Consider the following 12,909-nt stretch of genomic DNA (forward strand, 5'->3'; position numbering starts at 1 on the left):
TAAGCCCTTTAACGTCATGTCTTGTACATTTTCGACGTTTGATTGCCGCAATGATTCTAATTGATAAGTCATATAGCAATTTCGCTTTTCAGCATAAATACAATTACATAATCGGGGATTTTATTATGAAGGGATCGACCCTCAAACCGCTCGTGTCAGCCATGGCGCTGACTTTTGCATTAGGCGCATGCAACTCAACTGGAGTTAATAGCGACAACACTCAAATAGCAGCACATTCGGTAGCTCAACAGATCATCGATAGCAATGCATCTAACCCATTCTTTAAACCCTATAACACCTTTATGGGGATCCCTGATTTCAGTAAAATTAAACCTGAACATTATCTACCAGCATTTAAAGCAGGAATTGCTCAACAGCAAGCTGAAATTCAAGCAATTATTGATAACCCTGACGCACCAACGTTTAATAACACCATAGAAGCTATGGAGTTTTCAGGCGAATTGACCAACAAGGTTGCTAGTGTGTTTTATAACTTAACTAGCGCAGATACCAATGATCAATTGCAAGCGATCTCAAAAGAGGTCTCGCCAATGCTGTCGGCGGCAGGTGATGATATCTTACTGAATGACAAGCTGTTTCAGCGTGTTAAAGCTGTTTATCAACAACGCGATAGCTTATCTCTAAACACGGCTCAGCAAAAACTACTGGAAGATACCTATAAGGGATTTACCCGTGGCGGCGCCAACTTAAGCGAAGCTGACAAGGTTAAGCTCAGAGCCTTAAATGAGAAGATAGGTAAACTCAGCCTAGAGTTTGGCGACAATCTTCTGGCAGAAACCAACGCCTTCGAACTGGTGATCGACAATCCAGTCGATCTGGCCGGTCTGCCACAGGATGCAGTCAACACTGCGGCGCAAACCGCCGAAAAGAAAGGTCACCCGGGCAAATGGGTATTCACTACTCAACGTCCTTCTATCACCCCTTTCCTCACCTACGCCGACAATCGCGAACTGCGTGAGAAGATTTACAAGGGTTATATAGAGCGCGGTAACAATAACAACGCCCATGACAACAAAAAAATCTTGGCAGAGATGGCAGCCCTGCGTGCTGAGCGCGCCCAGCTGATGGGTTATAAGAGCCACGCACACTTTGTATTAGAAGAGCGCACCGCTAAGACCCCTGAAAACGTCTATGGCCTGCTCGACAAAGTCTGGCCAGCAGCACTGGCTCAAGCCAAAGCCGAAGTGGCAGAGATGCAAAAGCTAATCGACGCCGAGGGTGGCAACTTCAAGCTGGCAGCCTGGGACTGGTGGTACTATGCCGACAAGATCCGTGTCGCCAAATACAGCTTTAACGAACAGCAAACTCGCCCTTACTTTTCATTAGAAAACACCCTTAAAGGTGTATTCTATACCGCCAATCGTCTTTACGGTATTACGGTCAAGGAGCGCACCGATCTGCCCAAGTACAATGACGAGGTGCGTACCTGGGAAGTATATGACAAAGACGGTTCGCTAATGGCGATCTTCATGGGTGACTATTATGTGCGCGACAGCAAACGTGGCGGCGCATGGGCTAACTCCTATCGCAAGCAGTATAAGATGCACGATGTAGAGTCTAAGCCTATCATAGTCAATGTTCTCAACTATCCACGCCCTGTGGGAGATAAGCCTGCACTGCTTACCTTTGATGAAGCCAGTACCCTATTCCACGAATTTGGTCACGCGCTGCATGGCATGCTGTCAGATGTCGAGTATCGCTCACAATCAGGCACCTCTGTGCCGCGCGATTATGTGGAATTTCCGTCTCAAGTGATGGAAAACTGGATGACCCAGCCTGAAGTCTTAGCCCAATTTGCCAAACACTACAAGACAGGTGAAGTGATCCCTCAATCGTTAGTTGAAAAAATTCAAGCCGCCAGCAAATTTAACCAGGGCTTTGCGACTGTCGAGTATATGGCAGCGACTAAGCTGGATCTCGACTGGCACACTATCAGCGACGTCGAGCCCAAAGATGCGGCCAAATTTGAAGCCGATTCACTGAGTAAGATGGGACTGATTGAGGAGATCGCGCCGCGCTATCGCAGCACCTACTTCTCGCACATCTTCTCCGGTGGCTACTCAGCCGGCTATTACAGCTATCTCTGGTCTGACATATTAGGCGCCGATGCCTTCGAGGCCTTTAAAGAGAATGGTATCTTCGATAAAGCCACCGCTGACGCGTTCAGAAACAACGTCTTGTCTCAAGGTGGCAGTGAAGATCCTATGCAACTTTACAAGCAGTTCCGTGGTAAAGAAGCAGGTATAGAACCCCTGCTTCGCAGCCGAGGACTGTTGTCAAAATAATCTGTTATCAATATTAAAGATGATCGCTCAACGAGCGTTAACGCTGGTAAAGCAAGAATTTGATTATTCTTGCTTTACCTTGATTAATACCATTTCGAAAGCGCAAAAAACCTCGCTGAGTCGGTCACTTTCTTATCTGTATTGATGCTCATATTTCTGAGCATCATTTTTATTCTACAACCTACCTTAAACACTAAAACCTAATAGATAACCCTATCGGCGGCCCTAATAAAATGGCTGAACGCCCACCACAGGCAAAATAGCACTAAGCTTATCATACCAATCAGTATAAGAAAGTGATCTACTCAGCGTGTTTTTTGGCAACTAATTCAAGGCGAATGGACGATGGAATGGTCACTCCCTTGTGAGGCCGTTCAACGCAGAAGTAGGAAGCCAAAAACACGCCTAACAGGCGAGTTTTAGCGCTTTCGATGCTGTGTTAACGAGTTTGACCGTAGAACAACTATGCTCTTCACTCGTTGCCTTGCCTCATAAGCGCTAAATTCTCGCTGAGCAATCACATCTTTATACTAATTGGTATTAGATGCAAAATGCGCTACCGCGTTATTAAAGATGAATACTAAGCAGCAAGGTTTAACAGACTCTTGTTATTATGGTAAAACATTGATATTAACAATTATTTAACAGACACTGACCCATGTTCGGTTTTGACTGATGAACTGAGAAAAATTGATGCTAAAACAATTAATTTTACCCACACTTTTCGGATTGATGTTTTCCGCTCAGATCCACAGCGCAAGCATTAAGATCGATATTTCAGATAGTCAGGCCCGCCCCATTGCCGACGCAGTAGTGGAACTGATCTCGGCGCAAGAGACGCTAGCAGTGCCAAACCCACTAGAGACTGAGCATTATGAGATAAAGCAGCAAAATCGAACCTTCAATCCATTTGTACTGGCTATTCCCCAGGGCGCTAAAGTCGATTTTCCGAATCTAGATAAAACACGCCATCACGTGTATTCATTTTCAGAGGCCAAGCCTTTTGAATTAAAGCTGTATGTGGGTAAAGCGGAAGCACCTGTGTTATTCGATAAGCCGGGGTTAGTTGCCATCGGCTGTAATATTCATGACTATATGCAAGCCTTTATCTATGTGGCTAAAGGCCCTTATGTCGGCGTTACTGACGACAGCGGACATTTAATGTTAAATGATATTCCTAAAGGAAATTACCAGGTTAAACTCTGGCACCCTTGGCAACTAAGCGCTTCAGAACGGCTCCCGCTGACGGTATTTAATGAGCCTCAGTCACTTTCGCTACAGTTACAAATCAAGCACCAACCAAAACCCTCTTCTCCCCCAGCTGGTTTTAGCCAGCTCATAACCGAAAAAGTCAGTGATGATACAAAATAGCTTCCGTAACCGACTTATCATCGTTTTTCTGTTTTTGCTGACATTAGTGCAGCTCGCTACCGCTGTCTTCGTCTTAAGCGCGACCCTAAAGGATAATCGGCAACAGCAAAAACAAAGTTTAGTGATCGGTACCAACGTATTTGCTGAAATGTTATTGAATCGAAGCATACAGCTTAATCAAAGCTTATCAGTGCTCAGTGCTGATTTTGGCTTTAAGCGAGCCGTTGCGACCAAAGAACAAGATACGATCGAATCAGTATTGAGTAACCATGGCATGCGTATTGGTGCAGCGGCGGCTATTTTACTCTCTCCTGATGGAAAACTACTTTCATCAAGTCTCGCACAGCTCCAGCAGCGCGACATAGACTCACTGTTTAAGTTGACTCAAAGTGCTAATAGTGACTTTGCTGTTCTCAATTTCGACCATGCTAGCTATCAATTTGTACTGCAACCCGTAAAAGCCCCTACGCTGATCGCATGGGTCGGAATGGGGTTTGTGCTCGATGCGTCAGTCGCAAACCAGGCCAAACGGATCACGGGGATCGATATCAGCTTTGTCAATCAATCGGGTGACCGCATAGAGATGGTATCAACCTTGCCGCCCGCACAACAACAAAGAGTGCTGAAACAACTGCAAGCCGTCGAAAATGTCGACAGCACAGTAAAAGACAACTTACCCCTAGATTATCTTTCCGTGGTACAACAACTCGATAAACACGGGTTGAATCAGTGGGCGATATTGCATCAATCCGTTGATAAATGGCAGCAAAACTATCTGTCACTTCGAAATAATATGCTGTTTATTTTTGCCATTACGTCCCTGCTTGCATTTGCGATCGCCACTTGGTTTACTCGTGGGTTAACGCGGCCAATATATGCGCTAGTCAACTTCGCTCGGCGGGTTGGTCAGGGTGAAAACCCCGACAAAATTGATGGGGCACCGGCCGAGTTGCAAGTGCTGGCCGATACCCTTTCAATCATGCGAGGCAACATTGAAACGCGTGAAAATGCGCTGCTTTACCAATCACAACATGACGCGCTCACAGGACTTTATAATCGCTTCGCGGCAAAACAATTGTTAACGGAAAAAATAGGTATGCTTAATGGCTGCCTAGTCCTACTCGATATTAAGCATTTTCGGCATATCAATGACATTATCGGCTTTGCCAATGCCGACAAGTTATTGCTCTTGTTCTCTCAGCGCTTAGCGACGCTCAGCGACGATATCAAGCTTATAGCACGCTTAGATGGTGACTCATTTTTACTGCTTTTCGATGAGCCATTAACCGAAAAAACGATCGAACAATTCCTACTAAAATTGGCAGTTTCCTTTACCATTGAAGGTTCGAAAATCAGCCTAACGGTAAGAGCGGGAATGATTAATTTGGTTAATCAATATCATAATATCGACACCTTGCTACGCCATGGTGAAATCGCACTCAACCATGCTTGCTTATCGAACCTCAGCGTTGCTGAATATCAGGTGGGAACCGATGAAAAATATCAGCGTGAACTTGCACTTGTCAAAGAGCTCCCCGAAGCCTTGTCAGATAGACAACTGCATCTGGTTTATCAGCCTAAAATCAATATTCAACAGGGTATTTGTTATGGCGCCGAAGCCTTAATCCGTTGGCAACACCCGACTCTTGGTTTTATTCCACCAGATGAGTTTATTCAACTCGCTGAAAACTCGGGTAACATCTCGATTGTGAGTGAATGGGTAATATCAGAAGCTGTGTCTCAGCTGGTAAAATGGCACGCTGAAGGGCTGGATTTATCCGTGGCAATCAATTTGTCGGCACACGATTTAATCGATGAAAGTTTGCCAGCGAGGATTTGCGCGCAATTAACGGCGCATGGGCTCCCCCGCTCTTCATTGGCCATTGAAGTGACTGAAGGTGCAGTCATGACTGACACTCAAGCCGCCATTGATGTATTGACGCAATTTAAGGACCTTGGGATCCACGCCTCAATTGATGACTTTGGAACGGGGCATTCATCACTCGCCTACCTAAAAATGTTGCCAGTAGATGAAGTTAAGATCGATCGCAGCTTCATCAAAGATATCCACCTCAATGACACGGATCTGATGATAGTGCAAACAAGTATTCAACTCATTAAAGGGCTCAATCTGTCAGTTGTCGCCGAAGGGGTTGAGTCCATCGCGGGTATCGATATTTTACGCAAGCTCCAATGCGACAGCATACAAGGATATGTATACGCCAAACCGCTAAAAGCCCCTGATTTCAGACAATGGGTGCAGAAATTCAACTCAGTGACGAAACCAGTCGAATCAAAGACTAAGCCAGTCGAACATGAATAGGGTGCCTCTATGTGGAAATTAATAACTGTCTCCTCGTTAATACTGCTCACCCTATTAAGTGGCGGCGCATTGGCAAAGACAAGTAAAGTCATCGCAACAGGGGGCGCGAGTACGATAGAGGGCAGCGCGGGGGGCGGTATCGTTCCTTGGGCGGTGATTAATGGTTATGCCAGTAGCGGCGAATGGTCCGCGACCGCAATGCTGACCTCGGTATCGGTCGATGATTTTAGTTTACGCGTGGTGGGTGCATCTTTAGCTATCGATAATCGATTTGAATTGAGTATTGCCAAACAAACCTTCGATTTAGACAGTTTAGGTGGTGAACTGGGACAAGATATTGTTGGCGTAAAATACAAATTGGCTGGCGAGTTATTATATAGCGCAATACCTCAACTGACCCTTGGGCTTCAATATAAGCGGGTCGATGATTTTACCATCCCACAGGCTGTAGGCGCCCAAGATGATTCGGGATTAGATGCCTATGTAGCGGCCAGCAAACTTTTTTTCGATGCCATCGCAGGAAGAAACCTGTTACTCAACGCGACCGTTAGGGCCACAAAAGCCAACCAAATAGGACTCTTGGGCTTTGGCAACACTAAAGACGACAGTTATCAGTGGGTATTTGAAGGTTCAGCCGCACTCTTGCTCACCGATAACTTGGCTATCGGGTACGAGTATCGGCAAAAGCCAGATCAACTCAGCTTCGCTATCGAAGACGACTGGCAAGATATCTTTCTCGCTTGGTTTGTGAATAAGCACCTTTCAGTCGTCACGGCCTATACGGACCTTGGTAGCATTGCTGGCTATGAAAATCAGCAAGGCTGGTATATCTCGATTGAAGGAGCCTTATGATGAACCTAATTAGACGTATAAACCAGCACAGTAAACCACACCGCTTTCCCTCTATGGTCATGCTAGTTGGCTTAGTATTGATATTCACAGCTTGTGCTAGCAGTAACACCACTGTGTACGAGCAATTGGGAAAAACAGAAGGGATCACCCTTATCGCCGATGACTTTTTAACCAATATTGCCAACGATAAACTCATTCGTCACCACTTTGAACAAACTGACATTGCGATTTTTAGGCAGCGATTTATTGAGCACCTATGCGTCGTTACCGGCGGGGACTGCAACTATCAAGGTGAAACAATGTTTAATTCCCACCAAGGACTCAATATTACACAAGCTGACTTCGATGCTATTGTTGGCCATCTGATCGCTGCAATGAAACAGCAAAATATTCCGATCTCAACAAGAAATGCCCTACTCGCAAAGTTGGCTCCTATGTATAGCGACATTACCTACCACTGATGCAGCTTTTTTAGCATTAACTTACAAACCGAATAAAACACCAACAAATAAACAGTTGATTAACAACAAATAAACACACCAAAAACCAACCGAACAAACAAGCAGCAGTTAGATACAAAATGACACCGAAAGGACGTTAGATGTCATAGTTTTTACATATTATCTCTCTATAATTGACCCCGAACTTGAAGCAAAAGCTCTAATCATAAAGAGCAAATGTGATTCAGTTCACACATGAAGCTAACGACGTTGGCTTCGGGGTCAAAATAATAATAGAGATTGATGGTTATGTTTAATAAAAAAATATTAGCAGTTGTTATCGCATCGACAGTCGGACTAGGCGGCTGTAGCTGGAATGATGACGATGATGACAAAGTCACCACGGCAAGTGTCGATCTGAGAATTCTGGAAACCACAGATCTGCATACCAACATCATGGATTTTGATTACTATCAATCAAAAGTGGATCCAACTATTGGTCTGGCTCGCACCGCCAGCCTTATCCATGAAGCCCGTAAAGAAGCCGATAACTTTGTATTAGTCGACAATGGTGACCTTTTACAAGGCAGTCCAATGGGCGACTACATGGCCAAAGTAGGTCTACAAGAGGGTGACGTGCACCCTGCCTATAAGGCAATGAATACCTTAGACTATGATGTTGGCAATATTGGTAACCACGAGTTTAACTATGGCCTGGATTTCCTTGAAAAGGCGATAAGTGGTGCAGAATTCCCATATATCAACGCTAACGTCTACTGCGCGGCAGATGATTGCTGGAACGATGTCAAAAACGGCGAAAACCTATTTAAGCCTTATTTGATCAAAGAAAAAGTGGTTATTGATACCGAAGGCCGCGAACACACAATCAAGATTGGCTATATCGGCTTTGTACCGCCGCAAATCATGCTGTGGGATAAGCAGCACCTGACGGACAGGGTTGAAGCCAAAGATATCATCGAAACCGCCAAGCTTTTCGTGCCAAAAATGAAGGCTGAAGGTGCCGATGTGATCATCGCCATTCCTCACTCTGGTATAGGTTCATCAGAAAACCCTGGCGACCCTATGGCCGAGAATGCCACGTTCGCACTCACCAATGTTGAAGGCATCGATGCCATCATGTTTGGTCACAGCCACTCGATCTTCCCTCATGCCAACTATGCCGATCTACCTAATACCGACGTGGAAAAAGGTTTGCTCAACGGCGTTGCTGCAGTCATGCCTGGCCGTTGGGGCGATAACTTAGGGGTGGTTGACCTTAAACTCACCCTCAAAGATGGCGCTTGGTCGGTAACCGATGCACAAACCGAAGCACGCCCTATCTATGACGGTGCCAACAAAGTCGAGCTGGTTCAGGCAGACAAAGACATTCACGATGCGGTTGAACTGGAACACCAGGGCACCTTGGCCTTTGTCGATGAACCTATTGGTGTCGCCGCCGCCGAGATGTACAGCTTCCTAACCTTAGTGCAGGATGATCCAACGGTACAGATAGTGTCCGACGCGCAAATTGCCCAAGTCACGGCCAAGCTACCAGCATCCTTAAAAGGGATCCCTGTACTGTCAGCCGCTGCTCCCTTTAAAGCGGGTGGTCGCCATGCCACCGAGGCCGATGCTTCGCAATTTGTTCAGGTTGATGATGGCGATCTAACCTTTAAGAACGCTGCCGATCTCTACCTCTACCCTAATACTATGGTGGCGGTGAAGCTCACAGGTGTCGAACTAAAAGACTGGTTAGAATGCAGCGCCAACCAGTTCAACCAGATTGACCCTAATTCGAGTGCACCACAGTCATTGATCAACTGGAATGGCCATCCAACATACAACTTCGATGTGATCGATGGCGTAACCTATAAGATTGATGTCACCCAGCCGAGTAAGTTTGACCGCGACTGCGCAATCGTTGCTGGCAACGAAAATGCGAATCGCATCGTCGATCTTGCCTACACCACACCTGACGGTGAGGTGATCACAGGTGAAGCGCTAAACAGTCAGGAATTTATCGTGGCATCTAATAACTACCGCGCCTTTGGCGGTAAATTTGCCGGTACGGGTTCTGATTATGTTGTGATGGAACTGCCTGACACCAACCGCGAGGCGTTAGCGGCTTATATCACGGCGCAGTCTAAGCCAAACGATCAGGGCGGCTATGATGACAAGGTTGACCCACGTGCCGACTACAACTGGGACTTTAAGACCATCAACACCCAAGTTGCGCTGGATATTCGTTTCGAAACACAAAACAGCGACAAAGCCGACAAGTTCATCAGTGAAAACCAACTACGTAAGATGGAGAAACTTGCTGAGCCAGATGCGCTTGGTTTTGCCGTCTATAAAATTGATTTAACCACTGAATCTGCAGCTAAATAAGTTAAATTTTTAGCGTCAATTGAAAGCGCCCCTTGGGGCGCTTTTTTATTACACAAGCATTTTTAACCCCAAGCGACCGCCAAATTCCTCTAGCGTTTGTTTATTTCATATGGGTTTATTTCGCGCTAATTTATCTAACATTGGTTCATCTAACATTCGCCATCGCGACCTCAAGTGAAGTGTGATACCAATCAGTATAAGAAAGTAATCTGCTCAGCGTGCTTTTTGACAACTCATTCAAGGCAATGGATGATGGAATGCTTGTTCCCTTGCGAGGCCATTCAACGCTGAAGTAGAAAGGTAAAAAACACGCCTAACAGGCGATTTTTAGCACTTGTGATGCAGTGTAACGAGTTTGACCCTAGTTCAGCTATGCTCTTCACTTGTTGCCTCATAAGCGCTAAATGGTGGCAGAGCGATCACATCTTTGTACTAATTGGTATAAATCGCTCAGTTACTTATGCTAATTCGCTTTATTGGGTTAGAGTAAACTAACCCAAATTAACCAAACTTATTTGATGAACGATATTAGTCAACTCCCTTATTCACAATCATGTGAAAACAACAAAAATGCGATTTTATCTATCCTTAATGTGTGTTTTGCAAATACGCAAAATGTATTAGAGATAGGCAGTGGCACTGGACAACATGCGGTTCATTTTGCGCAGCATTTACCCCATTTAACTTGGTATCCTAGTGATCAAAGCCACTATATTGAGCACCTCGCATTAAGGCTTGCGTTAGAAGGTTCGGCTAATATAGCGCAACCTATTCCACTGGATGTATTGCATACTTGGCCCTGCGACCAGCTCATTATTGATGGCATCTTTACCGCTAATACGATGCACATAATGAGTGAATCCATGGTTAAAGCTTTCTTTAAAGGCGTAGGTAAACATCTAAGCCCTGGTGGTATTTGTTGTATCTATGGCCCCTTCAACTACGACAATCGATACACTAGTGAAAGTAATAGGCAATTTGATATTTGGCTCAAACACCGCAACCCACATAGCGGTATTCGCGACCAACACAAAATAGTTGAACTTGCGGCTCAGGCGCAAATGAGTTTAACAACGGATCACGAGATGCCCGCGAATAATCGCTTATTACAATTTTTTAAAAACGAGTAATAACAGCGAATGAATTAGCGACTGCCATAATTGAATTGGGTAGCGCTCATCTCAACAAACAAAGCGCTACCGTTAGACTGTTACATGAACCACTTGTTGGCGGCCACCTGCAATTGATACTAATTGCAGCGAAAAAGAACGTTAAAAATCAGCTTCTGTCAGTTCGCAAATCAGCTGACTAGTCGATTCAATCTGTTTACGCAAGCTACGCGTCTGCACAGCCCAATACTGCATATAAAATTGCGCTGTTGCTAACTTGTTTTCATAAAAGGCGCGATCAGCACATCCATTTTCGAGCGCCTCTAACGCCACAACCGCCATTCTCGCCCACATCCAAGCCAAAGACGTGATACCGAAAATTTGCATATACGCCATAGAAGCTGCGCCAATAATATCGGGGTTTTTAGCCGCATTAGTTGTGATAAATAGCGTTGCTTTTTCAAGATCGGTAGAGGCGTCAATTAATGGTAAAATATAGGATTTCATTTTGTCATTGCTTACCTGTTCTGCGATAAAAGGCTTTACCATCTCAGACCAGATAGAGAGCGCTTCACCGCGATCAGACAAGAGTTTTCGCCCGACTAAATCTAACGCTTGTACTCCATTAGTTCCTTCATAGATCATGGCGATGCGACTATCGCGCACAAACTGCTCCATGCCCCACTCATGAATATAGCCATGACCACCAAACACCTGCTGAGCATCGACACAGGCTTTAAAGCCTTGACCGGTAACGAAGCCTTTTACAATGGGAGTAAACAGCGCCGCGAGTTTACTGGCTTTAGCAGCGGCTTCGTCGCTGCTATTGCGGTGAGATTCATCAAGCCACAGCGCTTGCTGTCCCATTAACGCCCTAGCACCTTGATTAAAGGCTTTTTGAGCCATCAACATACGGCGAATATCACCATGAACAAGAATAGGATCTGCCGCCATGTCAGGGGCTTTGACACCGCTCAGCGCACGACCCTGAATGCGATCTTTGGCATATGTCAAGGCATTTTGATAGGCGATTTCTGACACGCCTACCCCCTGCACGCCGACGCCAAGACGCGCCTCATTCATCATGGTAAACATCGCCCTTAATCCCTGATGAGGCTGACCAACTAACTCACCGATAGCACCATCAAATAACATCACGCAGGTTGAGTTACCATGTATACCCATTTTATGTTCTAGCGCCGTGGCTTCCACCCCATTTAAACAGCCTAAGCTACCATCATCGTTAATGAGATATTTTGGCACGACAAACAAAGAGATCCCTTTTACTCCTTCTGGCGCATCGGGAAGACGAGCTAAAACCAAATGTACAATGTTGTCGGTTAAATCGTGATCGCCTGAAGAGATAAAGATTTTTTCCCCACTAATGGCATAGGTATCCTTCCCTACAGGAACAGCTTTAGTGCGCAGCAAAGCTAAATCGGTACCCGCATGGGATTCGGTCAAATTCATGGTACCCGTCCATTCACCGGTAACCAGTTTTTCCAAATACTTATCTTTTAGTTGCTGACTTCCATGGGCATGAATCGACGCATAAGCCCCATGGGTTAAGCCTGGGTACATGGCAAACGCCATATTGGTAGAGGTATTCATCTCGGTGGCGAATATCCCCACCGACTCTGGTAATCCTTGACCACCATATTTGGGATCGCTCGTAAGTGTCGCCCAGCCGTTATCAATATATTGCTGATAAGCCTCTTTAAAGCCTTTAGGGGTAATAACTTGGCCGTCTTTAATCTGACAGCCTTCTACATCACCACTGCTATTGAGTGGCAACATCACCTCTGTAGTAAAATCAGCGACCCCTTGTAAAATAGCGTCGACGAGTTCAGCATCGATCTCATCAAATCCTTGAAGATCAGTGCGATTATAGATAGTGAGCAATTCATTGAGGATAAATTGATAGTCTCTTAACGGAGCTTGATAATTAGGCATTGCATAATCCTTTTTTTACAACTTCACCGAGAACTGTACCCATAACCTAATGGTTAATTAGGTTTGAGCTCTGACCACTTTAGCTAACTCAGAATAAAAATGCAGCACTATTTATACGCTTGTTTTAATTTATGAACAGCAAAACAACAAAAACAATGATCACACTA

General features: G+C 45.2%; 8 protein-coding genes. 7 read left to right on the forward strand and 1 reads right to left on the reverse strand.

Annotated elements, in window-relative coordinates; translation table 11 throughout:
- Positions 1 to 125 precede the first annotated feature (125 nt).
- The 7 genes from K0I62_RS11240 (at position 126) to K0I62_RS11270 (ending at position 10,810) form a co-directional block, all read left to right on the forward strand.
- A complete protein-coding gene (locus tag K0I62_RS11240) occupies positions 126 to 2,306 on the forward strand; it encodes a M3 family metallopeptidase (RefSeq protein ID WP_220068236.1) in 2,181 nt (726 codons plus the stop codon).
- Between the two features lie 693 nt (positions 2,307 to 2,999).
- Positions 3,000 to 3,677: a methylamine utilization protein gene (locus tag K0I62_RS11245; protein ID WP_220068237.1), complete on the forward strand. Its 678-nt coding sequence runs from the start codon at positions 3,000 to 3,002 to the stop codon at positions 3,675 to 3,677.
- Positions 3,667 to 6,000, forward strand: a complete 2,334-nt coding sequence (locus K0I62_RS11250) for a putative bifunctional diguanylate cyclase/phosphodiesterase (protein ID WP_220071357.1) — start codon at positions 3,667 to 3,669, stop codon at positions 5,998 to 6,000. The genes K0I62_RS11245 and K0I62_RS11250 overlap by 11 nt, the downstream gene beginning before the upstream one ends.
- 9 nt (positions 6,001 to 6,009) lie before the next feature.
- A complete protein-coding gene (locus K0I62_RS11255) occupies positions 6,010 to 6,852 on the forward strand; it encodes a DUF3034 family protein (RefSeq protein ID WP_220068238.1) in 843 nt (280 codons plus the stop codon).
- Positions 6,849 to 7,313, forward strand: coding sequence for a group I truncated hemoglobin (locus K0I62_RS11260; protein WP_258404986.1), 465 nt, complete (start codon positions 6,849 to 6,851; stop codon positions 7,311 to 7,313). The genes K0I62_RS11255 and K0I62_RS11260 overlap by 4 nt, the downstream gene beginning before the upstream one ends.
- 288 nt (positions 7,314 to 7,601) lie before the next feature.
- On the forward strand, positions 7,602 to 9,680 hold the full coding sequence (locus K0I62_RS11265; RefSeq protein WP_220068239.1) for a bifunctional 2',3'-cyclic-nucleotide 2'-phosphodiesterase/3'-nucleotidase: 2,079 nt from the start codon (positions 7,602 to 7,604) through the stop codon (positions 9,678 to 9,680).
- Between the two features lie 518 nt (positions 9,681 to 10,198).
- A complete protein-coding gene (locus K0I62_RS11270) occupies positions 10,199 to 10,810 on the forward strand; it encodes a DUF938 domain-containing protein (protein WP_220068240.1) in 612 nt (203 codons plus the stop codon).
- A gap of 141 nt (positions 10,811 to 10,951) precedes the next feature.
- Here K0I62_RS11270 and K0I62_RS11275 read toward each other — a convergent pair whose 3' ends face one another.
- Positions 10,952 to 12,742, reverse strand: coding sequence for an acyl-CoA dehydrogenase C-terminal domain-containing protein (locus K0I62_RS11275; RefSeq protein ID WP_220068241.1), 1,791 nt, complete (start codon positions 12,740 to 12,742; stop codon positions 10,952 to 10,954).
- Between the last annotated feature and the right edge of the window lie 167 nt (positions 12,743 to 12,909).

Origin of the sequence: Shewanella psychrotolerans (assembly GCF_019457595.1) — a bacterium.
GTDB lineage: Bacteria > Pseudomonadota > Gammaproteobacteria > Enterobacterales > Shewanellaceae > Shewanella > Shewanella psychrotolerans.

Excerpts from the sequence above, each read along its gene's own strand:
- K0I62_RS11240 (WP_220068236.1), top strand. The coding sequence starts at position 126 with ATGAAGGGATCGACCCTCAAACCGCTCGTGTCAGCCATGGCGCTGACT.
- K0I62_RS11245 (WP_220068237.1), top strand. The coding sequence starts at position 3,000 with ATGCTAAAACAATTAATTTTACCCACACTTTTCGGATTGATGTTTTCC.
- K0I62_RS11255 (WP_220068238.1), top strand. The coding sequence starts at position 6,010 with ATGTGGAAATTAATAACTGTCTCCTCGTTAATACTGCTCACCCTATTA.
- K0I62_RS11260 (WP_258404986.1), top strand. The coding sequence starts at position 6,849 with ATGATGAACCTAATTAGACGTATAAACCAGCACAGTAAACCACACCGC.
- K0I62_RS11265 (WP_220068239.1), top strand. The coding sequence starts at position 7,602 with ATGTTTAATAAAAAAATATTAGCAGTTGTTATCGCATCGACAGTCGGA.
- K0I62_RS11270 (WP_220068240.1), top strand. The coding sequence starts at position 10,199 with ATGAACGATATTAGTCAACTCCCTTATTCACAATCATGTGAAAACAAC.
- K0I62_RS11275 (WP_220068241.1), bottom strand. The coding sequence starts at position 12,742 with ATGCCTAATTATCAAGCTCCGTTAAGAGACTATCAATTTATCCTCAAT.